Origin of the sequence: Rhodococcus sp. B50 (assembly GCF_013602415.1) — a bacterium.
In the GTDB taxonomy this organism is placed as follows: Bacteria; Actinomycetota; Actinomycetes; order Mycobacteriales; family Mycobacteriaceae; genus Rhodococcus.
In genome coordinates this window covers 643,581-668,482 of sequence record NZ_WPAG02000003.1, presented here as the reverse complement: position 1 = coordinate 668,482, position 24,902 = coordinate 643,581, and the positions used below count along the sequence as shown (strand labels likewise).

Sequence of the window (24,902 nt, the reverse complement as noted above, 5' to 3'; positions counted from 1 at the left end):
CGCCACCACATTCCCTTCCAGCCCCGTCGACCGACTGTTAGAGCGAAGGATCCACTGTGACTCAGACACCTCCAGTGCAACCGTTCAAGCGAGACATGTTCAACGACTTCGACTTCGAAGATCCCGAGTTCAACGAGCGTTTCGAGGACGTGCTGAACGAGATGGCCGCGAAGTGCCCGGTTGCGCACAGCAAGACCGGACATGGATACAAGGTCATCAACACCTACAAGGATGTGAAGAAAGCCGCTCAGGACTGGCGCACATTCAGCTCGGCCAAAGGTTACATGGTCAATCGCCCCGACGGCTCCCCCGTCATCCTCCCGGAGGAATCCGACCCGCCGTACCACGACAAGTGGCGCAAGGCCCTGAACCCCTTCTTCTCGCCCACAGCCGTCGCCGAGTTCGAAGATCAGATTCGCACGATCGCAAACGAATTGATCGACAAGTTCGCCGACAAAGGCCGTTGCAACTTCGTTTCCGATTTCTCGGCGCATCTGCCCGGAATGGTGTTCTTCCGCTGCCTGATGGGGGTGCCCGAATCCGACCTCCCCGAACTGTTCGAGGGCATCGACAAAGGTACCTTCGGGCCGATCGAGGAACGTCCTCAGTACTTCATGAAGGTAAACGACTATCTGGCAGCATATCTGGAGCAGCGCACCAAGGAAGAGCCGCGGGGTGATGTCGTCGACGTCGTCAATGCGGGTGTCGACCGCGAGGACGGAACGCCCGCACCGTGGGAGGACAAGGTAGCCATTGTCCTGGACCTGGTCTTCGGGGGCCTGGCGACGACCACTCATGCCATGACTGCCGCGGTGAATTACCTTGCCCAACACGACGATGTGCGGAAGGAGTTGCACGACAATCCCGATCTTGTCCCACAGGCCGTCGAAGAATTCGTGCGTCTGTTTGCGCCTGTCGTCGCGCCGGCTCGGTATGTCACCCAGGACACCACGCTGGGAGATCTCGAGTTGCGCGCCGGCGACTGGATCGCACTCAACTACGCAGCGGTATCGCGAGATCCCGAACTGGTGGAAAATCCCGCTGTTCTCGACATCCACCGCAAGGGAACCGTCCATTCGGCATTCGGCATCGGCCCCCATCGTTGCCTCGGCTCACACCTTGCACGCCTCGAGCTCAAGGTAACGCTCGAGGAGTTCCTCCGCCGTATACCCGACTTCCATCTCACCGAAGGAACGTCGGCAAAGACGGAAACCAGCCAGTTGAGGACGACGACCTCGCTGGAACTCACATTCGGTACCGCCACGAAGGGATGACGCGATGAAACTGACGATCGACAGTGGGCTGTGCAGCGGCCACGGACGCTGCTATTCCATCGCGCCCGACGTGTACGAACCGGATGACGAAGGCTTCGCCGATCATCGGGACGTCGCCCGTGAGGTGCTACCCGGACACGAAGCTTCTGCCCGTGAAGGCGCGCAGAGTTGCCCGGAAGGGGCCATCGAGATATCCGAGGACTGATCCTGCCCCATATACAACGAGCGCCCCAGCGACATTCATTCGCTGGGGCGCTCACATCCGAGTCCACGGATCGCATTGACCTGCAGAGCTTATGGACCGACGGAAGTTACCGACCACGTCCCGACTGTGGCAGGCTCGGCGAAGGGTTGGCGTTGGTGGGACAATATTCTTCTGAGCCGACACGGATCCTGCACCGAGGGAAGCCTATGTCCGAAGCCAGACCGTGTACGTTCCCGTCAGGAAGGACGCAGTGATTGCTGACGGGATGACGTACTCCGTTGCTGTGCCACCTCGGTGAGTACCCGAGTCGTCAGGCTGACGACCGCGGTCCTGCGAAACCAGTCGAAATGTCGGGACGAAATCCCCTCGGACCGTGGCGAGTTCGCCCGCGAAGGCGCACGGAGTCGCTCGGAAGAGGACAAAGGAGCCGAGGCGTGCTCAGCCTCCCACATACAACGAGCGCCCCAGCGAGATCCATTCGCTGGGGCGCTCATATCCGCGTATACGGATCGCGTCGACCTGCAGGGCTTATGATGCGACCCAGCCGGCGTCCACCGGGATGACCTGACCTGTGATCATCCGTGCGTCGTCACTCGCTAGGTAAACCACCATTGTGGAGATGTCATCGACAGTGACGTGGCCGCGCTCGCCCTTGAACATGTTGTTCGCATTGAACTGCTCGAATGCTTCGCCGGGATCCTGCCCCAGTTGCCCGGCGATTCCGGTGATCATTCCGGTGTAGATCGTTCCGGGAGCGATGCCGTTGACGTTGATTCCCCACTCCGACAGTTCGTTCGCCCAACTCTTCGTCGCCATCACCACGCCGCCTTTTGCTGCCGCGTAGTGCGAGACCATCGGTAGGGCTTTGAGACCGCCCGCAGAGGCGGTGTTGATGATCTTTCCCGACCGTTGAGCCTTCATGATCGGCGCAATGTGCCGCACGGTATTGAAGACTCCCTTCAGGTTGACATCGATCACCGCATCGAGGCTTTCATCGGAAATCTCGTCGACCGCCTCGACGATACATACGCCTGCGTTGTTGCACAGGATGTCGACGGTACCGAAGGCCTTGACCGCAACGTCGACGGCCGCCTTCATCTCCGGCGACGAACGAACATCAGCCTGGACTGCAATGGCTTCACCACCGGCGTCGTTGATCGATGCCACGGTGCCGTCCAGCTCTTCTCGGGTACCCAGTGGGTAGATCGGCTTGATGTCCTCACAGATGTCGACCGCAACGATGCGGGCGCCCTCGTTCGCCAGGTAGCGTGCGTGTGAGGCGCCCTGCCCGTGCGCAGCACCGGTCACAAACGCCACTTTACCTTCGAGTTTCATATCGATTCCTATTCCCGGACTGGTCTTTTCAGTCCGATCGGACGGCTTCGAGAACAACCCCCGGAACAGGCTCGTCATCCAGGAGGGCACACTCTGGATGAGTCGATCGAGATGCGAGGCGCACTCGGCCTCGAACCGGTGCGTCAGGCAGTGAACCGGTACTGCGCAAGACCACGGACCCAGTAGGAAGGCATCCATCGGGGACGTTCTTCGAGCGGTCGGAGATGAGGGAAGCGAGCCAGCACGCCTCCGACTGCCTTGGCGCACATCATCCGCCCGAGCGGAGCACCGATGCAGTGGTGTGCGCCCGTGGCGAACGACAGGTGCCTATTGAGGTTGGGGCGGTCGAGAACGAACTTCTCCGGTTCGTCGAACACCGTGTCGTCGTGGTTGGCTGCGGCGATGTAGGAGAACACCATGGATCCGCTCGGGATGGTCACGCCCGCGACATCGACGTCCTCAACCGCGGTCTGGAACACCATCTGCACGGGCGAGTTCTGGCGCAGTGTCTCCTGGACGGCAGCCAGCGCCCGGCTCGGGTCGCGGCGCACCTCGGCCAGGATCTCGGGATGGGAGAACAGGTTGTATACGGTCGAGCTGATGAGGTGGGACGGAGTTTCGGAACCGCCGAACTGCATCAGCGCCACCAAGCTCAGAATCTCCGTGGCAGTGAGCGTCTGGCTCTCCTCTTCGGCGCGAACCAGATCGGAGATCAGGTCGCTTCCGGGGTGCGTGCGTCGATACTCGATCTGCTCGGTGAAATAGGCGCGAAGCTCGGCGACACTCGCGCGAATGCGGTCGAGATCGCCCTGCGGGAGCACTCCTCGGTTGGGCGCTTGCAGCAGATCCGCCGTCCAGCGCTTGAAGTCTTCTCGCACGTCCGGGTCTTCCACTCCGAGCAGGTCGGCGGTGACGTTGACGGGGACATAAGCAGCGAAATCGGACACCAGATCGAAATCGGAGCGCTGACCTTCGAGGTTGTCGAGCAGTCGTTCGATCACAGCGTCGACCTTCGGTTCCATGGCTTTGATCGCACCTGGCCGGAATCCGGCGTTGGCCAAACGTCGGATACGCGAGTGCTCCGGTGGATCAGTGGCGATGATGGACTTCACCTCGGATACCGGATCGAATTCGCCGAATGCGTTGGTGGTGAAGTCCTTGGCCGAGAAAATCTCGGGGCGTTTGAACGTGCTCTCGACGTCGGAGTAGCGAAAGATCCCCCAGGCTGCGACCGATTCGATGTACTGGACCGGTGCGTTGCGCCGCAGTTCCTTGTAGTAGGGATACGGATCCTGTTGAACTTCCGGGCTGAGGGGATCGAAGGCAGTAGCAGTGGTCATGGCGGCCTCCCTGGAATTGTGATGCACGACACGTGTGCTAAATCACTTAACCATATCTATATTTAACGCGCAAGGATCCATGGAAAGGCCCGGAGGTTGCAATCGCAATCCTCCGGGCCTCAGGTCACCTGGGTAACGCGATCTTCCAGGTGACGAGCTGGAACTGATGTCAGACCGAAATGTCGAGCAGTCGTGCCAGATTGAGTCCGAGGATCTGCTCCACATCATCATCGGCAAGTCCGAGTTCACGAACCGCCCTGATCTCACGCGCCTGATCGGCCATCGGCCAGTCGGACGCGAAGACAACACGTTCCGGGCCGTGCTTCTCGATCACTTTGCGTACTTCCACAGGGTTGAGCTCGGCCACGCTCGGGGGCCACGAGGTGTCCAGGTAAACGGGAAGACCCACCACCGTCTCGGCGGCGGCCTCGAACTGCCGGTATCCGCCGAAATGGCATGCGATGACGTCAAGCTTCGGGAAGTTGCGAGCCAGATCCGCAAGCATGGTCGGGCTACACACCCCTTCGGAGCTCGCTGTGCTGATCGAACCGACATGGATGATGACAGCGAACTCGCCCTGCATCGCGTCCAGCAGTGGCGCGAGCCGTCGGTCGTCCAACGCATAGCGCTGGAAGAACGGGTGAATCTTCGCGCCCTTCAACCCGTGTCGGCGCAGGCTCTCGATGTTCTCTTCCGGCGTCAAATCAGGGTGGACCGAGCCGAAACCAATGAAATGATCGGGGTCGAGGGAAGCCGAGAATTTGTTGGCCTTGTCGACCGAGCCGCCGTCGTTGGCCACCGCAAGGCATACGGAGCGGTCCACTCCCGCGTCCTTCATGGACTTCTTCAAACCGTCCTGGGTCCCGTCGCCGCGGCGCTCGAGATCCGGCACCGAGCCGGCGAGTGCCTTCCTCGCGACGGCGTCGGGCCACATGTGCGTATGTGCGTCGATGATCATGGTGATCCTCTCAGAGTCGGCTGACTTCGCCACCGTCGATGACGGCAACCGAACCGGTAACAAAATCGGACAAAGGCGACGCGAGGTATGCGACAAGCGGACCAAACTCGGCCGGACTACCCATGCGACCGGCGGGAATCTTCCGAAGCCGCTTGGCAAGCACATCGGGGGATTCGGTGACCGCGGCCTGCGCGTCGGTCGTGAAAGCACCAGGTGCAATGGCGTTGACCTGAACACCCTTCTTGGCCCATTCACCGGCAAGCGCCTTCGTGAACTGCAGCACCGCGCCCTTGGACGACGAATACGCGACCAAGGTCGGCTTTCCCTTGATACCCGACGTGCTGGCCACATTGATGATCTTGCCCGACTTCTGAGGAAGAAGGTGTCGCGCTGCAGCTCGAGTCAGCACAGCAGGTGCACGCACATTCACGTCGAACACCTCGTCCCACTGCTCCTGCGGCTGTTCGTCGAATCGGCCGGCAGGCGCGATCCCGGCATTGTTGACGACGATGTCGAGTCGACCGAAGGCTTCGACCGCTGCATCTGCGAGCTCCGCAACCGCATTCATGTCACGCATGTCGCACGGCCGCACCGCTGTTCGGTCGGGGTAGCGGTTGTGCAGCTCGTCCAGCGGCTCTTTCGACCGTGCCACAAGGAGCACCGAGGCCCCCTCGTCGAGCAGCGCCTCTGCCGCAGCCCTCCCGAGACCACGACTTGCGCCCGTGACAATCGCAACCTTCCCTGCCAGTCGCAGATCCATGAGTTTCGTCCTTTCGCCGTGGAGAGTCGCGCCATATGCTTGTACGAGCACTCCTTGCGGCCGTATGTGACTCTTGCCACGCCGCGTTTACCATGATTATATTTACGATATTAAACGCACCGGACGTCGAGCGCCAGACCCCATCACATCAGCTTTTCGGGACCGGCGCATCCAAAGACACGGCAGTCCGATCGTTTATGGAAACTGTTGCACCACAACAAGGAGAACGACATGCCCATTCAGATCACCATCAACGAGGCCGAGCACTACCCTCATACGGCAAAAGAGATCTGGACATTGTGCGGAGCTCCCGGCGAGATCGACAAGTGGCTGCCGGCGGTAGAGAAGTCATGGCTCGACGGCGATGTCCGCCATGCAGAACTGGCAGGCGGGGCGGGAACAGCACGTGAACGAATCACCGAGCATGTCGATGCGCGCCACTACTACGAGTACGACTACATCGATGGTCCGCTGGTGTTGAAGAACTTCAGCTCACGATTTTCCGTAGTGCCCGCAGCCGATGGCGGCTCTGACATCCTGTGGACCGCGCAGTTCCAGGCAGACAGTGAGGCCGAAGGCCACGAGCTCGAACAGGCTGTCAGCGGTATGTACCGGGGTGGACTGCAGCGGATCGGAGAGGTCCTGACGTCGGACCGGGTGTGAAAGTCGCTGTCGCCGACGGTAACCCGCCTCGGCACATCGCGAAGGAGAATGATGGTGAACGCAAACCGGTTGCTCCCGCTCGGCCTGGACGATCTCGAGGAATACACGGTACTCCGCACTGAAGTCCGAGCGTTTCTCCAGGATTGTCTCGAATCCGAGTTGTTCATACCCGGAGTGGATACATGGCTGACGGGGTGGGACCCGGACTTCTCGCGCCGCCTTGCCTCACGTGGGTGGATCGGCATGACGATTCCGACGGAGTACGGCGGTCACGGCCGATCGCACATCGAGCGGTTCATCGTCACCGAGGAACTCCTTGCCTGCGGTGCGCCCGTTGCTGCGCACTGGATCGCCGACCGACAGATCGCACCATCGCTCATGAAATTCGGGACGGAGGAGCAAAAGCTGAAGTTCCTGCCCGCAATCACGCAGGGCACATGCTTCTTCGGCATCGGAATGAGTGAACCCGATTCCGGGTCCGATCTCGCAAGCGTGCGTACCAAAGCCGTTCAGGTCGACGGAGGCTGGAGGATCACCGGTACGAAGGTCTGGACGTCGGGCGCACATCACGCCGATGCGTTCTTCGCACTCGCACGGACGTCGCCGAAGGACCCCGCCGCCCGGCACGCAGGATTGAGCCAGTTCATCGTCGATCTTCGATCCGACGGAGTTGAGATTCGTCCGATCATTTCCATGACGGGTAGTCATCACTTCAACGAGGTTGTGTTGAACGAGGTGTTCGTCCCGGACAACATGGTGCTCGGCAAGATCGGAGACGGATGGCAGCAGGTCACCTCCGAACTCGGGTACGAACGCAGCGGCCCGGAGAGATTTCTGTCGACATTCGCGTTGCTGGCCGAGACCATAGAGCACGCGGGGCTACCCGAGCATCCCGGTTACGATGATGGTGGACTCGGTCGCTTCATTGGCCGTATCACCGGTTTGCATCATATGTCGTCAGCAGTGGCAGGGGCGCTGCAGCGCGGTGAGGCTGCCGATAGCGCCGCTGCAGCAGTGAAACTCCTCGGAACGGCAACGGAAGGTGACATCGCCGAGTACGTCGATCTGCGTCACGATTCCGAGGATGTTTCGCAACCGGAGCGCTTCCGCGCGTTGGTCGAAAGTGCTGTTCAACAACGTCCGGGCTTCACATTGCGGGGCGGCACAACCGAGGTTCTCGAAGGCGTCGTGGCACGAGAGTTAGGTTTACGTTGATGAATTCGACAGTATTGATCGATCCGGATGTCGTCGACATGATGGTCTCGGTGTTCGCCGCCCACCGTGCGGACGAGGTCACCCCGGGCACCGTTGTCGAGTTCGACGAGAAGCTGTGGCAGGTACTCGACGAACTCGGGTTGACGCGGCTCACCGGATCGGAATCCCACGGAGGTAGCGGAGCGGACTGGCACGCAGCATCGGCGTTGCTCGCTGCAGCATCTGCTGCCGCGGTGCCCGCACCCTTGGTAGAGCACGACCTTCTTGCCGGATGGCTGCTCGAAACCGGCGCACTCCCCATGGAAGATGGTCTGGGAACTGCGTTTCTGATGGACCGTTCCGGTACGACTCGTGCAGTCCCGTGGGCCCGCGACGCCCGGTTCGCAGTACCGTTACGATTCGACGGTAACCACTGGGTGATCGCACACCTCGAGACAGACCGCCTCGACATTCACCAGGCCGAGAATCTCGCCGGCGAGCCGCGGGACACGGTGACTATTCAGGCAGATGACGTGACGTGGACTCCGGTGCCCGAAGGAACCGCCGAACTGTTTTTCCTCAGAGGTGCACTCGCGAGGGTCCTGCAAATGTGCGGCGCCATGGAACGAATTGTCGAGTTGTGTGTCGAGCATGTCTCGAGTCGCGAACAGTTCGGCCGTCCGTTGGCGAAGTTTCAGGCCGTGCAGCGTCTGGTATCCCACGTCGCTGCCGAGACCGCGTTGGCGCGAGCTGCAGCCGATGCCGCTGTCAACCATGCCGAACGTGTCGGATGGGACGATGGGATGGCCATCGCTGTGGCTGTCGCGAAGTCCTGCGCCGGGCACGCGGCGTCCACGGTGGTCCGCAATGCACATCAGGTTCACGGTGCGATCGGCACTACGTCCGAACACGATCTGCACAGGTTGACCGGCCCTGTGCTCGCATGGAGGTCGGAGTTCGGATCGGTGGCCCGCTGGGATCGTCTTTTGACGAAGGCCGCTATCGGCGCAGGTCGGGACGGCGCCTGGGGCTTGGTCACACACGGTTGCAGGGTGCCTGATCTCCTGGCGACTGTTCGGGAGTGACGAATGGGACCGACCGTTACTACGGTCGGTCCCTCTCGTTCTCCAACAGCCGTCAGCAGGTCGGAACCTGCGACGGGGGCCAGTCCTCCACCATGTGTAGACCGCGCCCCAAATGCGCTGCGCCATCGATCTGCAAGACCTGGCCGGTGATCATCCGAGAAGCCGGAGCGGCGAGATATGCGACAAGCTCTGCCACGTCGTCGACCGGAGTCGGACGCCCGGCCGGAACCGAGCGCGGAACGACCTCTTCACGGAGGGACGTTGCGATCGCTTCAGGGAGTTGCTCGGATATGACAACGCCGGGCGCGACGCAGTTCGCTCTGATTCCGAGATGTGCCCACTCGAGTGCGATCGACTTCGTCATCGCGAGCACACCTGCACGCGCGGCGAGCGAATGTGCGAGTCCGACCCCACCGCGATCGACACCCGACAGAGAAATGTTCACAATGCTGCCGCCACGGAGCGCGAGGTACTTCTTGGCCTCAGAGATGACGGTGAACACCGCGTTGAGGTTCAGGTCGATGATCGATCTGAACCCGTTGTCCGAGATGTCGTCTGTAGCAGCGTAGAATTGACCGCCGGCGTTGTTGACGAGGACGTCGATCCCCGTGTCGCCAGCTGCTTTCGCTATCACCGATCTGATGAGTGCCGAGTCGCGAACGTCGGCTTGGAACCACCTGAAACTCCCGGATTTCCCTTCCGCGCGCTCTTCGGTGTCCCGTAGGGAATCTTCGTTTCGGCCGATCCCGGTTACGTTCGCGCCGAGTTCGGCGAGACGAACGGCAATTGCTTGCCCTATACCGCTACCTGCGCCGGTGACAATGGCATGACGATCCGCGAGCGAGTTGTCCGACAGTATCCGGACATCGACTGAATCCCATGCGGTACCTGCTTGTCTCGGATGAGGTCGATCTGTCAGCACGGTAGGGATCCTTCCTCCGAGTCCTTTACATTGTCCGCTCCCGGACGATGCAGAGGCGCTTGTCCCGTTGACTCGCCCATTCCAAACAGGTTATAACATATCTATGTTTACTGTCCAACTTTCCTGACAGAGGAGCGCCCATGGCGCAGAAGGTCACCGAGCGCTTACCCGCAGGGAATGCTCTCGTCCTATCGACAACTACGTCGGAAGCAAGCTCCCGCGTCGCCGCGAAACATCGGAGGCGCAGATGACTTTACTCGCCGTCGCCGGCTTGTTCGTGATGCTGCTGGTGCCGTACTACTTGATGTGTTGCATCATCCTCGCCGTGGAATCACACCGGCTCGCCCCGCCCGACTATCGGAATTCTTCCCCGGCATGTCACTCACCGGATCTCGGCATCCGCGCCGTCGCTACGGTCGACTCCCGACGTGCCGCATCGTCCACAGACACCGTGATTCGTTTCAGTGTCAATGAGGTCTCCCAAGAGACCGCTGACTCGATCGAGTCCGAAATCGACCTTGGCCCGGGCGATCTAGGTCGGCACCGCAGCCCGACGCCGCGACCATGACGCCGCGACCATGACGCCGCGACCATGACGAACTGGAGGACCTCATCGAGGTCTTCGACGAATCGGGCCCGAGCCGACGGATCGATCGGTGAGCTGCTCACGGTCCTGTCGGGGATGTGACAGGCCTGGTGCTTGGTTCGGCGTCAGCCTCTGCACCGTCTGATCGCAGCGCGCTGCTCGTCTGACCCGATCAGCTCCGCCACCGCCTGTTGTTCGGCGTCGAGTCCTTCAGCCAGCGGAACCCGCCCTGCCAGGTCGAGTAGGTGTTTGGCATGGACCAACGCGGTGCGGCTATGACCCGCAATCTCTCGAGCCAACTCCAGCGCTACGGTGACCGGCTCGGCAGCTTCTCGGGTGGCTAGACCCAAAGAGACCGCGTCGGCTCCTTCGACGATGCGGCCGGTGAAAGTCAGTTCCTTAGCGACATCCCGGCCGACGAGTTCGGGAAGTAGTTGGGTCCCGGCCATATCAGGGGTTAGGCCCCACCGGATTTCCATGACAGACAACCGCGCATCCGGTGACACAATCCGGATATCGACGCCCAGCGCGATCTGCAGCCCGCCACCGAAGGCGACGCCGTGCACTGCGGCGATCACCGGTACCGGCACCATCGACCAGACATGGACGGCCTTCTGCGCCAGAGCTCGGGCGGCACCGAGTCGTTCACCGAGTACGACCACATCGGAGGTGCCGTCCTGCATGTGTTCGAACTGGGTGAGGTCGAGGCCGGCGCAGAACGCCCGACCTGCCCCGGAGAGCACCACCGCCGACACGTCGCTGCGATCGGTCAACTGCAGACCGGTGGATACGAGCGCTTCGAACATCGGGGCATCGAGAGCGTTGAGTTTGTCCGGTCGGTTGAGCCGGACGTGGGCAATGCCGGCGCTCACCGAACAGCATAGGCGGTCAGTAGACAAGACGACATCATCCGTAAACACAGTCCGTTACGTACCTTTCAGAAGCGAGAAGGGCACCCGTTGCGGAGCTCGACTACCGGAATGTCCGTGAGGCGCTCCGTGTGCACCTCAGTCAGCGGGGACCTGTTTCACATGTTTGTACGACGCAGGTGAGCTTGTACTTCGGAACGAGGACATTCAGCAGCCCTGACGGACCAGGACCATGATTCAGACACCGTTGACACAATGGCGAGGTGGCCATCAGCGCAGCTCGCATCGGCGGACATCTCACTGCGACGCTGTACGAGTGTCCCAGTCCGGTATTTCGGTCAGGTCCGGAGACATGAGTCGGTCGAGCAGTACGATCGGCACGGCCAGCAACCATGACATGGGGGTGACGAACAGTCTGTCGATCATGGCGTGCATCGCAGAACTCCTGTCGAAGTTGAGGTGGTGGTGCCGTCAGAGATCCTTGCGGCTCCGAGGATCGATTTCGGCTTTCCTCGCGCGAACAGTGTCCGCTGCAACGAAGCGACGGTCCGACGAGATCATCGTGGGGTACTGGAATGCCGAAGCCAGGGCTTTGCCGCTGACAGGGATTCCACCCTGATCGGGAGACCATGTCCTTGCTGTACTTCGAGCCTCGAAGTGAGGCACTCCCGTCTGGAGTGCCACGGAACTTGCCCCCGGAATGTTGTTGCCGAGGGCAAGTTCCGGGATGTTCAGCCGGCGGTCGGCTTCTTGAGCGGGCCGCCGAGCTGTTCTGATACGCGGACAGCGTCCCAGTAGGCAAGTTCTCGAACAATCTTTCCTTCTTCGTCGAAGAAGTCGACAGAGACGCCGGTGGTAACGAGTGTTGCACCGTTGGTGGGCATCCCCAGAAACTCTGCGCAGTCCTCTGCGGTCCACGTCCAGTGGGTTACTCCGCATCGATCTCCGGGGAAGTACTCGTCCGCGCGGAAGGTGTGGATACCGATGCCGTTGGTCCGGTCGGCGTTGGAGTAGACGTCGAATGTGGCGGCTACGCCGGCACGGTTGGTGGTGCGTTGCCCCAGCACCGGGTCTTCGTGGACGATGTCGTCCCCGTCCGCCCAGTGGGCGAGTACCGCATCGGAGCCTTTCGCGAAGGACTCGATATAGGTCTTGGCCCAGTCCAGATCTTTCATGTGACTCTCCTACAGTCGATTCGAGTTATCCCGCGGGTTGTGCCCGTGGATCCTGGTTCGGTAGTTGTCCTGCGGTGATCCCGCCGTCCACGACGAGATCCGTACCGGTCACCCAACCGGCGGCGTCGGAGGCGAGGTAGAGGTAGGCCTCGGCGACGTCGCCGGGCGAACCGAATCGGCGCAGTGCGGATTGGTGGGCCATTGCGTCATGGAAAGCGGTGGGATCGTCTTGAAGGTCGATGAACTCCTGGAAACCGGGGGTGAGGATGTAACCTGGAGACACGCAGTTGACGCGGATCCCTACCCGTCCACCTTCGATGGCCATCACCCGCGTCGCGGTGGCGATCGCCGACTTGGAGGCGCCGTAAGCGGCGAGTCCGAACATCGCCATCCGGCCGGTGATGGAGGAGGCGTTGAGGATGACGCCGTGACCTTGGTTTTCGAAGGTGGGCCACACGGCGCGTGAACCGAGGAACACCGAACGCAGATTGAGCGTGAGCATTCGATCCCATTCGTCGACGGACATGTCACGGACGAACTTCGGGTCGCCGTGGCCGGCGTTGTTGACCAGAACATCCAGGTTTCCCCAGGTGTCGAGGACTGTGGCCACAGCTGTGGCCACAGCATCTTCGTCGGTCATATCGACACGGACGGGCAGCGCCTGCCCGCCGTCGGCACGGATCGTGTCCGCAATGGAGTGGGCCGCTTTCTCGTCGAGATCGAAGATTGCCACGCGTGCACCCTCGGCGGCGAAGCGGCGTGCGGTCTCGTATCCGATGCCGGCACCTCCACCGGTGACGATGACGACCTTGTCGACGAAGCGTTGAGCAGTGGGTGTGTAGTCGGTATTCGAAGCCATGGTGTGTTGATCCTTTTTCCGGAAGGGCCAGTATCGGCGAGGGCCGGGCAATGTCGGGATTGCGGGATGAACCCGGATAGTGGTTATCGGTTCAGAATGCGGATGGGGTCGGATCCGTCCCAACCGATGGCGGAATCAGCCACTGCTGCATAGAGGTCGAGGATCTCTGGGTCGTTGCGGATGAGTTCGGTCATGCACCCGATTGCGGGACGGGTATCGATGTATGCGACGGGGGTGTCACCGAATCGCAAGTGCATCCCGACCTCGAATCCCGCGTCGCGGTACTGCTCTACCGTGGCATCGATGTCCGGGACCGGGAAGCAGAGGTGATGAAAGCCGCCGTGCCCCGGTGCGTAGGCGTCCCGGTAGACGCTGGGCTCAAGGCTGTGCTGCTCGATGAGTTCGATGTGCATGGATCCCAGCTGTGCCAGTCCGATGCTGATGCTCAGCGGTGTCGGAGTGCCTCGGTAGGTGACGCCGAGATCGTCGACCCGGCGGAAAGCATGAAACGGGCCGGTATCGGCCGTTTCGATCCAGTGGCTCATTGCTGTATCGAGATCTGGGACGACGAAACTCATCTGGACAGGGGAACCGAGGCTCGTGATCATCAGCGCTCCTACTCGGGGTGCAGGACCTGCACGCCGCATGTCGATCGGAAGGGATGCCGGGAGTCGGGCCGTTGGCAGACGAGGTCGTGCGGGCGCTTGGGGACGCGGTGCTGCGCGGTCCGGCGAGATGTCAGTATTTGAGGAATGACTTTGCGACCGCGTGGAGCTCATCGACGGTGAACTGTTCGTCGTCGGTCAGCTCGTGGTGCGTGGGCGCAGCGAGCATGTAGACGTCTTCGCCCGTCAGCTTGGCGTCCGAGTTGTAGCTCCAGAACATGGCCATGGGCAGGTGCTGGGCGTACATCGTCTCGTCCGGCTTCGGAACGGTCTCCCCTTCGGCGGTCAGAACAGCACCGGTGGTGAAGCGTACGAAGGTCGAGTACGAGGCGATGCCCCAGTCGTTCACCCAGCACACATGGTCCTGGAAAGTGGAGACGACCTCGTTGACGCCGTTGTAGTAGCCCTGCACCGCATCGATGCCGTCATAGGTGCTCAGCTGCGGCCCCCACTTGACGTGATAGAGCGGCTGGTCGACGGTCATGTCCGGATGCAGGATCAGCTCGTCCTGGCCGGAGAACTCGAGACCGGCATGACGCAGGAAATTCTCCAGGATCGCGCGGCGGTGCGGGTCCTTCTCCGCTTCTGCGGCGTCGGCGATGACCTGCAGGCAGTCGCGGAAGGCGTCGAGGTACTTACTCATCTGAGTCCTCCTGAGATGGGGTTTCGGGGTGGGCACACCGTGCCCGGGACATTGGCTTCCCTTGATCAATCGTTCAGCCACGAAGCCGAGGTGCGTGCGACGTCGATCCGAACATCACTTTATCGATCGATCAAGTATGATGTGGAGCACAGCGTGGCACATTATTTGATGTCACGCAAGGTATCCAGCGGGTTACCGAACGGTGGCGCTTCTGGTGATTATCGATCGCTCAAGTTCCCATCATGGTTGAGTTCTCTTCCTGCTCGTGCAATAGTCCTGAGTACTTGATCGATCGCTAAAGTCGATTGTCTTGAAGGAGGAACGACGCTATGGCCCTTGTGACAAGTGATCCGACGGACGAGCAGGAGAAGATCGCAGACCTTCTGACCCACTTCGTCTGCAGTCGTATCCCCGAGGCGCAGGAACTGCACCTGGATGATGTGCGCCGGTTGTCAGGCGGTCTCTCACGGGAGAACTGGGTGTTTCGGGCGCGGTGGCGCGACGGGGACGGCAATCACGACCTCCCCATGATCATGCGTCGTGACCCGGCCGGCAGCCTGCTCGACACCGACCGATACGTCGAGTTCGAACTGCTCCGCGCATTGGAGTCGACACCGATACCCGCCCCACCCGCACATTGGATCGATGTCGATGGAAGCTGGTTGGGCAGTCCGTCATTGGTGATGGGTCGGGTCGAGGGTGTGTGCGATCTGTTCGTTCTCAACGGTGAGCGGCCGCTGACCGAACGCGCCGCACTGGCCCGGCAGTTCCTCGAGTTGTTGATCGCCGTCCAGCAGGTCGATTGGCGCTCGCTCGGGCTGGGGAAATTGCTGAACGACCCCGGACCGGACGCCGGCCTTACCGAACTCGGCCGCTGGGAGGACGAGTTGCGACGCGTCCAACTCGAGCCGATCCCCGAACTCGACCTCGTCTCCCGCTGGCTTCGCGACCGCGCACGACCTTCACAACGAACAGTGCTCGTACATGGCGATTTCAAGCCCGGTAATGCTCTGCTCGGCGGGGACAAGATCTCTGCCCTGCTCGACTGGGAAACCGCGCATCTTGGTGACCCGCTCGAGGATCTGGGGTGGATTACCAACCCGGTCCGCCATCGCGAGCATCAGATCCCGGGCGTGTGGGAGCGCGAGCAGATCGTCGAGGCATATACGCAGATCACCGGTTACACAGTGGACCCGGACGAACTGTTGTGGTGGAACGTGTTTTCGTGCTGGAAACTGGCCGTGATCGTGTTGACCGGCGTACGTGTGTTCGTCGACGGAACCTTCGACCGCGTGCACCAGAGCCCGACGTGGCTGTTCCGTGCAATGTTCAAGATGATGGAGAACTGACGATGCGCCCGACTATCGAGGAACAACTCCGCGGCAATTGCAGACTGCTCGAGCAACTCGTTGCGCCGGTACTCCAGGACGAACACGCGACACGAGTACTGAGCGAAGTGATCAAGAACCTTCAAATGCTCGAAACGGCCTGGATGCGGGTCCTGCCCTTTCTGAACTGGGACAACTCCCTCACCGCTGACCTGCTCGAATCGGCCAAGCCGGTGGTGTCGGACGATATCGCAGCACGAATCGATGATCTGCCCACCGGTCCGGTCGACATACACGACGTCACCGCCGTCATGGAGCACAACGACCGGTTGCGCAGCGTACTCAGCGAGATCGTGACCACGCTCGATCCCACCGCAGGCGCCGATGCTGCCACGGTGCACAGGAACATTGTCGAGCACCTCGATCTTCGTTCCCGCCGGTATCCGATGCGGATGGTTCCGGAACTGTCCCCGTCGTCTTTAAGAAAGGACTCGTGATGCTGACCAGTATGGATGACACGTTGTGGCACCAGTTGCCCACAACCTTCGACCACGTCGGCACCAGTGATCCCCGATTCTTCGACCGCTACTGGTTCGCGTGCTACGCACCCGACGGTTCCACCGCGCTGCAGATCACGATGGGCGCCTACCGCAACATGAACGTCCTCGACGCCGGATTCGTCGTGGTGCACCGAGGCAAGCAGTACAACGTGCGGGCCTCCCGTTCCCTCGGGCGAGAGATCGACACCGTGTGCGGACCCATCACGGTCCGACCCACCATCCCCCTGCAGGAATTTCGCCTCACGGTCGCATCCGGGGATCACGCCGTGCACGGGGAAATCCTCTGGCGCGGAGCGCTCCCCCCGGCCGAGGAAAAACCCCACTTCGCTCGGGTGCGGGGACGAGTCACCGAGGACTACCAACGATTCGACCAGATCGGCACCGCAGAGGGCTGGCTCGAGATCGAAGGCGAGCGCATCGAATTCCGCGACTGGTGGGCGTGCCGCGACCACTCCTGGGGTGTGCGGCCGAGAATGGGCATCAAGGAGCCCGTCACAGGTCCCAAAGTCTCACTCGATCAGCAGGGCTTCGCGATGGCGTTTCTGTTCTTCTCCACCGAGACTCTCGCGGGCCACGTCTTGTTCAGTCGACGTGGCGGCGAAGAAGGCTATGTGACCGGGGATCTGCGGCGACGTGACGACGGCACCGTTCAGGAAGTGTCCGGAACCCAGCTGGACGTCGAATTACACGACGGGACAAGGCGGTTCAGTGAGTGCACCCTGAGCGCCTCGTTGTCTGGAGGCGACCGGGTCGGTATCCATTGCAGTCAACTCGGATCGGCGATCGCAATGCAGGGATTGGGCTACAGCGGCGGTTATAACGACCGCGCCGGTCTCGGTGTCTGGCGTGGCGAAGAGATCGTCGAATTCGATACCTGGGATGTCTCACACCCCTCCGTGATCACCTACCCCGACGGCCGCACGAACGAGCACTGGCACCGCATCCAACCGGTGACGGTGACACTCGACCGTGCGGGCACAGTCGATCAGGGAATCGGCAGCATGACGCTCATCCTCAGCGGACGTTTACCCGAATGGGGGTTGGAATGACCGAAGAATTGCCGCTGGCCGGCATCAAAGTTCTCGAAGTCGCGCAGATGGTCGCCGGCCCGTCGACAGGCTTGCTGCTGGCCGACTACGGGGCGGAAGTCATCAAAGTCGAACCACCGCAAGGTGACGGCGCACGCCAGCTCCGATCTCTCGCGGCAGCCCAACTGCCCCACTCGCCGGTCTTCGTCGGATACAACCGCGACAAACGGTTACTGCGCCTCGACCTTCGCAGCGACGCCGGACGTGCCCGCGTCCTGGAACTGGTCGACGAAGCCGACGTCTTCCTCGAATCGTCCCGCCCCGGCGTCATGGAACGACTCGGACTCGGCGCCGACGCGCTACTCGCCCGCAATCCGCGTTTGGTCTATGCGTCGGTCTCCGGATTCGGCAACGGTCCGATCGGGCAACGCAAAGGGGGCGTCGACATTATCGTGCAGGCCGAGAGCGGGGTCATGTCGACCACCGGCTACCCCGACGGCTCACCCACCAAGGTCGGGTTCACCGTCGTGGACGCAGCGTGTGGCCATGCACTGTGCCACGGCATCCTGGCGGCACTGTTCCGTCGCGAACGCACCGGGCGCGGCGAGGTTGTGCGGGTCAGCCTCTACGACGTCGCACTGCACCTACAGACCGGACCGCTGACCGAGTACCTCATGACCGGTCAACAGTCACCGCGATCCGGCAACAGCGCACCCTTGACCGCACCTGCCGACCTGCTGCGCTGCCGGGACGGCAACATCATCGTCTCCGCATATCTGGAACACCACTGGACGAAATTTGCGCACACCATCGGCGCGCCGGAACTGCTGACCGACCCGCGATTCGGCTCCGGTGTCGAGCGCGCCGCACACCGCACCGAACTCGTCGACATCATCGAAAAGCACCTCGCCATCCACGACGTGCGCACCTGGGTGTCCCGGCTGGAGGACGCCGGGATCCTCGTCGCCGAGGTCAAGGACTATGCCGGTGTCACAGCCGACCCGCTGGCCGCCGAGACCGGTCTGCTACGCGCCGTCGGCGACGGCTACGGCGTCGCCAGCCCCATCCGGTTGGAACGCACCCCCGACCGCGCACTGCGGCCGCGGATCGAAGACGACGACAACGCAGCCGGCTTCACCACCCAGCATGCAAGCACTACACAGGAGACCTCGTGACGACCAGCCGACACCGCCTCGGTGATCTCACTGCTGCACTCGCCGAACTACCCCATGTCGATGATCCGGCCACCCGATCGGCCGAAATCGCAGTGAGCGATCATGCGATCCGCACCTGGTGCGCGGCATTGGGCGATGACAGCCCGATCTACCGTGACCACACCGCGGCAGTGGACACGGGATACGGCGGTGTGATCGCGCCTCCCGCGATGCTGCAAACCTGGACGATGCCGATCGGAGCCGCCGCCCGAGAAGCAATGCCCACGCTCCATACGCAGGTACGCCAGTTGAGTGCGGACAACGGTTTTACTGCGGTCGTCGCGACCGACTACGAACAGCAGTACCTGCGGCCGATCAGACCAGGTGACATGCTCACCGAACGATCGTGGATCGAATCGATCTCACCCCGCAAGACCACCGCGCTCGGTCCGGGGCACTTCGTCACCATCGCCTTCGAATTCCGAAACCAGCACAATGAATCAGTCGGCGAAATGCGCTCACGCACCATGTACTTCACTCCCGACCCTACCCGGCCGTCCCCCGGCCGCGCCGATGACAGCCCGCAACCGTCCGGCATCGTCCTGCCCGACCTGACGATTCCCCTCACCCGCACGCTGGTCATCACCGGCGCGCTGGCATCGAATGACCACGAGCCCGTGCATCACGACCACGACGTGGCACACCGCCAGGGCCTGGACGACATCATCGCCAGCATCGTCACCACCGCAGGGCTGATAACCCGCTATGTCAGCTCGGTCACCGGACCGGCTACCGAGTTCCGTCGCTTGTCGTTGCGCCTGGCCCGGCCTGCGTTCCCCGGGGACGTACTGACGCTCAGCGGCAACGCGGAACACACCACGACCGGCATGGCGATCCGGGTCGACGGCCGGCACCACAGGGGGACGCATGTACGTGCGAATGTCGACGTCGCGGTACGGCCGGACACAGTCTGATCCCCAATTGGCATAGTTGTCCGAAAGCAGACGCAGAAGAGGAGCTGACGGTGAGTCAACACACCGGCAAGGCGGACATCGCTGAGGGCGTCGTGATCGACGATTGGCGGTACTACGATCCCGCCTACACACTTCCCGAGCTCCTCGATGCCGCCCTCGAGCTCTTCGTCACCTGCGGCTACTACGGGACCAGCGTCCGAGCGATCGCCTCACGGGCGGGAATGACCGTGCCCGGTCTCTACTACAACTTCAAGAACAAGCAGGACATGCTGGTCACCCTGCTGCGAATGTCCAACGACGAGCTGCGCCGGCGCGGTCAGGCCGCCCTCGCCGATGCCGGCGATGATCCGCGCAACCGTTTCATCGCATTGGTAGAGAACACCGTGCTCTACATGACGAACAGACGCCGCCTCGCGCACCTTGCGCGCGAAATCCGAGGCCTGGAAGAGCCCTACCGAAGCCAACACATCGCGTTGCGTGACGAATTCGAAGCAATGATGCTCACCGAGGTGATCTCGGCACGCGCGCTGGGCCTGTTCGACACCCCCGACCCGCACGAGGCCACCCGCGCAGTGTTGGTGCTGTGCCAGGGCGTGGCCGACTGGTACCGCCCCGGCGGCACCAAAACCCCCCAAGACATCGCCGACCGCTACATCCAATTCGCCCTCGCCCTGGTCGGGGACATTCGTCCGTAAGCATCCGAGGCCGCCATGCCCAGTTTGGACTTCGAGCGGAGGCAATGACGAGACGCCTAGCGCAACCCTTCTGAGAGAGCGTTGTGGAACCCGCACTGTCAGTCGGTGAGGTTCCCTGCCAGTCGGCGTGGCGCTTCGGCTTCGATCGGACCGTGCGGTTGATGTCCTCACCGACCAGTCGGGCCGTCATGAGCCTAACCATCGCGACCTGGATCATGGCCTCGGCATGTGCCCTCTTGCGTTCGTAGTCCCGCGCCAACCGTCCACACCTCGTCAACCATCCGAAGGTCCTCTCGACCGCCCACCGCCGGGATAGCACCTGGGGTGCCGTAGTCGCTCAGCGCCCGGATCTGCACCTCGGTCTCGGCCGGCTGGTGCACCACGCTCATGCGGTCCCGGCGCAGGGCCGCGGCGGCTGTGACGTGCTTCGGGTCGGAGATGGTCTGATGCCTGGCCCATGCCCGGCGATGGCCGGCGACGACGGTGCCCTCGCAGCGCACCCGCACCCGAGTCAGGTCCGCGGCCACCTCGATGCGTCGGCCGATCACCGCCGGATGCACCGAATAATCGTTGGCATCGAGCCGGATGTAGTGATCACGAGCCAACCGGGTCGAAAAACGCCACCCAGTACTCGGGGGCACCGGCGGCAGGGCGAGCATCGCGTGCCGGACGGCGTCGATCCGGTCGGCCGGGGCGCACTCGAACACCCGTTTGCGGCGGGAATTGGCCACCGCCAACCACGCCGACAACTGCCGGTTGAAGTCGTCCGGACCGGTAAACGAACGCCCCGGCAGAAAGGACGTTTCCAGATAGTCGTGGTTGCGCTCGATGTTGCGCCCCGGCTTCAGTAGAGGCTCTCGACGACCCGCTCGGTTGTTCCGGCGGGACTATGTGAATCGTAGTAGGACTGTTCGGCTTCGACGGGCGGGATCATCCCGATCTCACCGTGGAGCCTCCGGTGGTTGAACCAGTCGATGTACTCGGCCACCGCAATTTCGAGGTCATCGATCGAGCGCCACGGTCCCTTGTTGCGGACCAGTTCGGCCTTGAACAGCGAGTTGAACGCCTCGGCGAGGGCGTTGTCGTACGAATCGCCGCGGCTGCCGACCGAAGCGACCGCGCCGGCCTCGGCGAGGCGCTGGGTGTAGCGAATAGCTCGATATTGAGCTCCGCGGTCGGAGTGATGTATCAACTGGGACAGATTCTGGCCTGCATGTTCGCGGGTCCAGATGCCCATCTCCAATGCATCGAGCGCGAGATCGGTGCGCAGACTCGTCGACAACTGCCATCCCACGATGCGGCGTGAGAAGACGTCGATGACGAACGCGGCGTACGTCCATCCGGTGAAGGTGCGGACATAAGTTATGTCGGCAACCCACAGCTGGTCCGGTGCTGAGGCGGTGAATCCGCGGTTGACCAGGTCAGCAGGCTTGTCGGTGTCCGCTGCGGCGATCGTGGTCCGCGGGCTCTTCGACCGGGCGATGCCGCGTAGACCTTCGGTGCGCATCAGGCGCTCGACGGTGCACCGGGCAACCCGGATACCTTGCCGCTGCAGCTCCGCGTAGACCTTGCGGGCACCGTAGACGGCGTAGTTCTCGGCGTGGACCCGGTGGATCTCTTCGACCAGTTCCATATCGCGGACCGCCCGTGCCGATGGTGGGCGGGTCTTTGCTGCGTAGTACGTCGACGGGGCGATCTGCACACCGGCCCGAGTGAGGACTCGGCAGACATCGCATGTGGCCAATCGGTCAAGGAACGGTCGTCGTCCCGAGCTCTTGGTGGGGGTGCGCGAACGCTGCGGTGGCGTCGGGACCTGACCCCGGTTCTTGGACACGCTGATTCCAGCATCTGCTGGGAAAGCGAGATGATTGAGAACCATGGGACGGAAGAATTACTCCGAGGAGTTTCGGAGGCAGGCGGTCGACCTGTACGAGTCGACTCCTGAAGCGACGATCCGCGGGGTCGCGGCGGATCTGGGTGTCGAGCGCGGCACCATGCGTCATTGGATCGACCAGTACGGCACCGGTAGGAAAAGAGCCGTTGCCGGGGCCGTCACCACCGGCGCACCCCGAACCCGCCCGCGTGCGGGCGATGCCGGTGATGTGCCGGAGACCTCGGACGTCCGGATCGCCCGCCTCGAGGCCGAGAACGCTGCGCTGCGGGCGGAGACGACCAAACTGACCACCGAACGCGAGATCCTGCGTCAGGCGGCCAAGTATTTCGCAGGGGAGACGAACTGGTGAGCCGCTTCCAGTTCGTTGCCGACCACTGCGACACCTACGAGGTGAAGCGGCTGTGTGAGCTCGTCGAGATCGAGCGATCGTCCTATTACGCCTGGCAGCGGGCTGCGCCGTCGAGAGCGGCGCGAGCCGAGGCCGATGCGCGGCTCGCCGAGCGGATCAAAACCGTACACACAGGGGACAACACCTACGGGGCACCGAGGATCACCGCGGAGATCAACGACGGCGTCCCCGCAGAGGAGCGGGTCAACCACAAACGGGTTGCCCGCGTCATGCGCGAACACGGCATCGTCGGGTACCGGCGACGCCGCGCAGTGCGCACCACGATCCCCGAGCCCGCCGATCAGAAGGTCCCCGACCTGGTCAAGCGTGACTTCAGTGCGAGTGAACCCAACCGCAGGTACGTCGGCGACATCACGTATCTGCCCATCGGCGACGGGACCAACCTGTATCTGGCCACGGTCATCGACTGCTATTCGCGGCGTCTGGTGGGCTGGTCGATCGCTGACCACATGCGCACCGAACTCGTCCGTGATGCTCTTACCGACGCGAAGCTCACACGCGGCAGCCTCGCCGGTTCCGTCTTCCACTCCGATCACGGATCGCAATACACAGCAAAGGATTTCGCATCCTTGTGCGCCGAGCTCGGGGTCATCCAGTCGATGGGTGCGGTCGGTACCAGCGCCGACAACAGTCTCGCCGAGTCGTTCAATGCCGCCCTCAAGCGGGAGGTCCTCCAGGATGCCGGCTCCTGGTCCGACGCGGTCACCTGTCGGCGTCGGGTGTTCGCCTGGCTCGTCCGATACAACACACGCCGCCGGCATTCCTGGTGCCGGTACCTGTCCCCGAACGCCTACGAAACCCGGTACGCCGCTACGCTGGTGTCCGCGGCGTAATCCACCACCGTGTCCACGAATCGGGGGTAAGGCCCGTCGTAGAGCTGCCGTGTGTCCAAGCAGTGGTGAAGCATGCCGAGGAAACGATTGGCCAGGTTACGCGACGCTGCGGTATGGGTGTCGCCCTTGTTGCGGCGCCGATCGTAGTGGGCTCGGGCCTCGGTGGAGTGCAGGATCAGCGGCAATGCCCACAGGTAGGCGGCATGATTCAGTCGCTTGTTCCGCACGAGGCGAAACCTCACCGTCGTCTTCGTTCCACTGGCCCGAGTCACCGGCGCGGTGCCGGCATAGGCTTTGAGCCCGCGTGCGGTCGTGAAACGCTCACGGTCGTCACCCATTTCGCCCAGGATTCGGGCACCGAGGATCGTACCGAGCCCGGGAAAGCTCGTCAGAATCGGCGCGTCGGGATGCTCGGTGAACTCAGTTGTCAGCGCCGCTTCGAGCGAATCGACATTGTCGGCTGCTGTCGCGAGCGCCCTGGCGTATGCCTGTGCTTGCCGACCCATCGCGTCCTCCACCGATGACGGTTGGCGCAGATGCGGACTGCGCAGACCGGCGACAATCCTGCGGGCCTCGACATCGACACCACGTTTGCGTCCTCCTCGGCGTAAGGCGGCGGCCACCGTCGACGGACGCAGCATCGCCGCCGCTGCCGGGGTCGGTGCCAAGCGCAGCACCGTCCGAGCGCCCATCGTGGTCAGGTCGTCGAAGGTGTCCAGAAATGCGGGAAAGTACTGCCGCAGCAAAGAACGCGCCTTGCTGGTGATCTGCTGCCGATCCCAGATGGCGTCCTGGTGCGCGCGGGCGAGAACTTTGATGGCCTGGGCTTGGTCGCTGTCCCGCGGTAACCGTCGGTGATTGTCGCAGTCGGTGCGCAAGATGTTGGCAAGCACGAGCGCGTCGGCGGTGTCGCTCTTCGCTCTGCTCGGTGAATAGCGATCCCGGTACCGGGACACCGACAACGGGTTGATCGCGTACACGTCGGCCCCCGCGGATCGCAGCGCCGCCACGAGCAGACCCTGTGTTGTTTCGATGGCGATCGGCAGTCCGTTCAGACCTTCCGACCGATGGTCGAGGATCAGCTCGGTCAGTCGGCCGACCCCGGCGATGTCGTCGCTGATGCGTTCTGTGACCAGCACAGCACCACGATCATCGATCACCGCTATATCGTGATGTCCTTCTGACCAATCGATTCCACACCACACCTCGTTCATTCGGAATCTTCTCCTTCCCTTTCGGAAGGGCGCGTAGCCAGGCCGGCTGCCCGTCCCTTGTCGAACCGGGAAGGTTCGTCGGCGCTCTAATGAGCAGGCCTCTGGGGCCACCATCGCATCGGCCGTCTCGCCAACCTTCCACCGACCGATCGGCCTCACGCGCTGCCCGCCAGGACTGTGATGTCCTGATCGACGAAGTGCTCACCGACCAGCGGTCCGATATCCCACCCTGCACCCCGCATCAGGCGAAGGGTGGGAGCCGCGCCGGATCCGGCTCACG

At 62.4% G+C, this 24,902-nt stretch carries 26 protein-coding genes and 2 pseudogenes; 13 read left to right on the top strand and 15 right to left on the bottom strand.

Annotated features, from left to right (window positions below):
* Positions 1 to 95: 95 nt before the first annotated feature.
* Together GON09_RS27510 and GON09_RS27505 are read left to right on the top strand one after the other, a co-directional pair.
* Positions 96 to 1,274 (top strand): cytochrome P450, encoded by a 1,179-nt coding sequence (locus GON09_RS27510; protein WP_213935103.1) that lies wholly within the window; start codon positions 96 to 98, stop codon positions 1,272 to 1,274.
* 4 nt (positions 1,275 to 1,278) lie between these two features.
* Complete coding sequence (locus tag GON09_RS27505; protein WP_213935102.1) at positions 1,279 to 1,479, top strand: ferredoxin; 201 nt, start codon at positions 1,279 to 1,281, stop codon at positions 1,477 to 1,479.
* Positions 1,480 to 2,007: 528 nt separating this feature from the next.
* Here GON09_RS27505 and GON09_RS27500 read toward each other — a convergent pair.
* From GON09_RS27500 to GON09_RS27485, 4 genes are all read right to left on the bottom strand, one after another.
* Positions 2,008 to 2,814 (bottom strand): SDR family NAD(P)-dependent oxidoreductase, encoded by an 807-nt coding sequence (locus GON09_RS27500; protein WP_213935101.1) that lies wholly within the window; start codon positions 2,812 to 2,814, stop codon positions 2,008 to 2,010.
* A gap of 143 nt (positions 2,815 to 2,957) precedes the next feature.
* Complete coding sequence (locus GON09_RS27495; RefSeq protein WP_213935100.1) at positions 2,958 to 4,154, bottom strand: cytochrome P450; 1,197 nt, start codon at positions 4,152 to 4,154, stop codon at positions 2,958 to 2,960.
* Between the two features lie 169 nt (positions 4,155 to 4,323).
* Positions 4,324 to 5,112 (bottom strand): amidohydrolase family protein, encoded by a 789-nt coding sequence (locus GON09_RS27490; RefSeq protein ID WP_213935099.1) that lies wholly within the window; start codon positions 5,110 to 5,112, stop codon positions 4,324 to 4,326.
* Positions 5,113 to 5,122: 10 nt separating this feature from the next.
* Positions 5,123 to 5,872: an SDR family NAD(P)-dependent oxidoreductase gene (locus tag GON09_RS27485; protein ID WP_213935098.1), complete on the bottom strand. Its 750-nt coding sequence runs from the start codon at positions 5,870 to 5,872 to the stop codon at positions 5,123 to 5,125.
* Positions 5,873 to 6,103: 231 nt separating this feature from the next.
* Here GON09_RS27485 and GON09_RS27480 point away from each other — a divergent pair, with 231 nt between their 5' ends.
* Genes GON09_RS27480 through GON09_RS27470 form a run of 3 tightly spaced genes read left to right on the top strand, consistent with a single transcriptional unit; the run spans position 6,104 to position 8,814 of the window.
* Positions 6,104 to 6,535 (top strand): SRPBCC family protein, encoded by a 432-nt coding sequence (locus GON09_RS27480; protein WP_213935097.1) that lies wholly within the window; start codon positions 6,104 to 6,106, stop codon positions 6,533 to 6,535.
* Between the two features lie 51 nt (positions 6,536 to 6,586).
* Positions 6,587 to 7,750 (top strand): acyl-CoA dehydrogenase family protein, encoded by a 1,164-nt coding sequence (locus tag GON09_RS27475; protein WP_213935256.1) that lies wholly within the window; start codon positions 6,587 to 6,589, stop codon positions 7,748 to 7,750.
* Positions 7,750 to 8,814, top strand: coding sequence for an acyl-CoA dehydrogenase family protein (locus tag GON09_RS27470; protein WP_213935096.1), 1,065 nt, complete (start codon positions 7,750 to 7,752; stop codon positions 8,812 to 8,814). The genes GON09_RS27475 and GON09_RS27470 overlap by 1 nt, the downstream gene beginning before the upstream one ends.
* A gap of 52 nt (positions 8,815 to 8,866) precedes the next feature.
* On the opposite strand, the gene GON09_RS27465 is transcribed toward GON09_RS27470, so the two are convergent.
* A complete protein-coding gene (locus GON09_RS27465) occupies positions 8,867 to 9,736 on the bottom strand; it encodes an SDR family NAD(P)-dependent oxidoreductase (protein ID WP_213935095.1) in 870 nt (289 codons plus the stop codon).
* Between the two features lie 247 nt (positions 9,737 to 9,983).
* On the opposite strand from GON09_RS27465, the gene GON09_RS27460 reads away from it, so the two are divergent.
* The gene (locus GON09_RS27460) at positions 9,984 to 10,304 is read left to right on the top strand and encodes a hypothetical protein (RefSeq protein WP_213935094.1); all 321 of its coding nucleotides are present in this window, start codon (positions 9,984 to 9,986) and stop codon (positions 10,302 to 10,304) included.
* A 143-nt stretch (positions 10,305 to 10,447) separates the two neighbouring features.
* Here GON09_RS27460 and GON09_RS27455 read toward each other — a convergent pair whose 3' ends face one another.
* From GON09_RS27455 to GON09_RS27435, 6 genes are all read right to left on the bottom strand, one after another.
* Entirely contained in the window at positions 10,448 to 11,242 is a 795-nt protein-coding gene (locus GON09_RS27455) for a crotonase/enoyl-CoA hydratase family protein (protein WP_307854578.1), read from the bottom strand.
* A 246-nt stretch (positions 11,243 to 11,488) separates the two neighbouring features.
* Positions 11,489 to 11,617 (bottom strand): hypothetical protein, encoded by a 129-nt coding sequence (locus tag GON09_RS28830; RefSeq protein WP_280521711.1) that lies wholly within the window; start codon positions 11,615 to 11,617, stop codon positions 11,489 to 11,491.
* Positions 11,618 to 11,922: 305 nt separating this feature from the next.
* Positions 11,923 to 12,366 (bottom strand): ester cyclase, encoded by a 444-nt coding sequence (locus tag GON09_RS27450; RefSeq protein ID WP_213935092.1) that lies wholly within the window; start codon positions 12,364 to 12,366, stop codon positions 11,923 to 11,925.
* A 25-nt stretch (positions 12,367 to 12,391) separates the two neighbouring features.
* Positions 12,392 to 13,225, bottom strand: a complete 834-nt coding sequence (locus GON09_RS27445; RefSeq protein WP_213935091.1) for an SDR family NAD(P)-dependent oxidoreductase — start codon at positions 13,223 to 13,225, stop codon at positions 12,392 to 12,394.
* A gap of 83 nt (positions 13,226 to 13,308) precedes the next feature.
* Positions 13,309 to 13,833 carry a VOC family protein gene (locus GON09_RS27440; RefSeq protein ID WP_213935090.1) on the bottom strand — a complete coding sequence of 175 codons (525 nt, stop codon included), beginning with the start codon at positions 13,831 to 13,833 and terminating at the stop codon, positions 13,309 to 13,311.
* 130 nt (positions 13,834 to 13,963) lie between these two features.
* Positions 13,964 to 14,533, bottom strand: a complete 570-nt coding sequence (locus tag GON09_RS27435; protein WP_213935089.1) for a hypothetical protein — start codon at positions 14,531 to 14,533, stop codon at positions 13,964 to 13,966.
* Positions 14,534 to 14,862: 329 nt separating this feature from the next.
* On the opposite strand from GON09_RS27435, the gene GON09_RS27430 reads away from it, so the two are divergent.
* From GON09_RS27430 to GON09_RS27405, 6 genes are read left to right on the top strand one after another with little or no spacing between them, the layout of a single operon-like run.
* The gene (locus GON09_RS27430; RefSeq protein ID WP_213935088.1) at positions 14,863 to 15,882 is read left to right on the top strand and encodes a phosphotransferase family protein; all 1,020 of its coding nucleotides are present in this window, start codon (positions 14,863 to 14,865) and stop codon (positions 15,880 to 15,882) included.
* Positions 15,883 to 15,884: 2 nt separating this feature from the next.
* Complete coding sequence (locus GON09_RS27425; protein WP_213935087.1) at positions 15,885 to 16,358, top strand: hypothetical protein; 474 nt, start codon at positions 15,885 to 15,887, stop codon at positions 16,356 to 16,358.
* A gap of 11 nt (positions 16,359 to 16,369) precedes the next feature.
* Positions 16,370 to 17,470 carry a hypothetical protein gene (locus GON09_RS27420; RefSeq protein ID WP_213935086.1) on the top strand — a complete coding sequence of 367 codons (1,101 nt, stop codon included), beginning with the start codon at positions 16,370 to 16,372 and terminating at the stop codon, positions 17,468 to 17,470.
* On the top strand, positions 17,467 to 18,624 hold the full coding sequence (locus GON09_RS27415; RefSeq protein WP_213935085.1) for a CaiB/BaiF CoA transferase family protein: 1,158 nt from the start codon (positions 17,467 to 17,469) through the stop codon (positions 18,622 to 18,624). The genes GON09_RS27420 and GON09_RS27415 overlap by 4 nt, the downstream gene beginning before the upstream one ends.
* A complete protein-coding gene (locus tag GON09_RS28925; RefSeq protein ID WP_213935084.1) occupies positions 18,621 to 19,577 on the top strand; it encodes an FAS1-like dehydratase domain-containing protein in 957 nt (318 codons plus the stop codon). The genes GON09_RS27415 and GON09_RS28925 overlap by 4 nt, the downstream gene beginning before the upstream one ends.
* Positions 19,578 to 19,627: 50 nt before the next feature.
* A complete protein-coding gene (locus tag GON09_RS27405; protein ID WP_213935083.1) occupies positions 19,628 to 20,272 on the top strand; it encodes a TetR/AcrR family transcriptional regulator in 645 nt (214 codons plus the stop codon).
* A 247-nt stretch (positions 20,273 to 20,519) separates the two neighbouring features.
* On the opposite strand, the pseudogene GON09_RS29085 reads toward GON09_RS27405, so the two are convergent.
* The 3 genes and pseudogenes from GON09_RS29085 to GON09_RS27395 form a co-directional block, all read right to left on the bottom strand.
* Positions 20,520 to 20,591: pseudogene (locus GON09_RS29085) on the bottom strand (transposase); the annotation flags it as partial.
* Between the two features lie 4 nt (positions 20,592 to 20,595).
* A pseudogene (locus GON09_RS28625) lies at positions 20,596 to 21,138 on the bottom strand (Mu transposase domain-containing protein); the annotation flags it as partial.
* Positions 21,117 to 22,151, bottom strand: coding sequence for an IS3 family transposase (locus tag GON09_RS27395; protein ID WP_244867061.1), 1,035 nt, complete (start codon positions 22,149 to 22,151; stop codon positions 21,117 to 21,119). The pseudogene GON09_RS28625 and the gene GON09_RS27395, both read right to left, overlap by 22 nt.
* On the opposite strand from GON09_RS27395, the gene GON09_RS27390 reads away from it, so the two are divergent.
* A protein-coding gene (locus tag GON09_RS27390; RefSeq protein WP_374195413.1) for an IS3 family transposase occupies positions 22,150 to 23,408 on the top strand; the annotation gives its coding sequence in 2 pieces (ribosomal slippage) (positions 22,150 to 22,501 and positions 22,501 to 23,408; 1,260 coding nt in all). The genes GON09_RS27395 and GON09_RS27390 overlap by 2 nt on opposite strands.
* On the opposite strand, the gene GON09_RS27385 is transcribed toward GON09_RS27390, so the two are convergent.
* Positions 23,366 to 24,622, bottom strand: coding sequence for an IS110 family transposase (locus GON09_RS27385; RefSeq protein WP_244867149.1), 1,257 nt, complete (start codon positions 24,620 to 24,622; stop codon positions 23,366 to 23,368). The genes GON09_RS27390 and GON09_RS27385 overlap by 43 nt on opposite strands.
* Positions 24,623 to 24,902 lie beyond the last annotated feature (280 nt).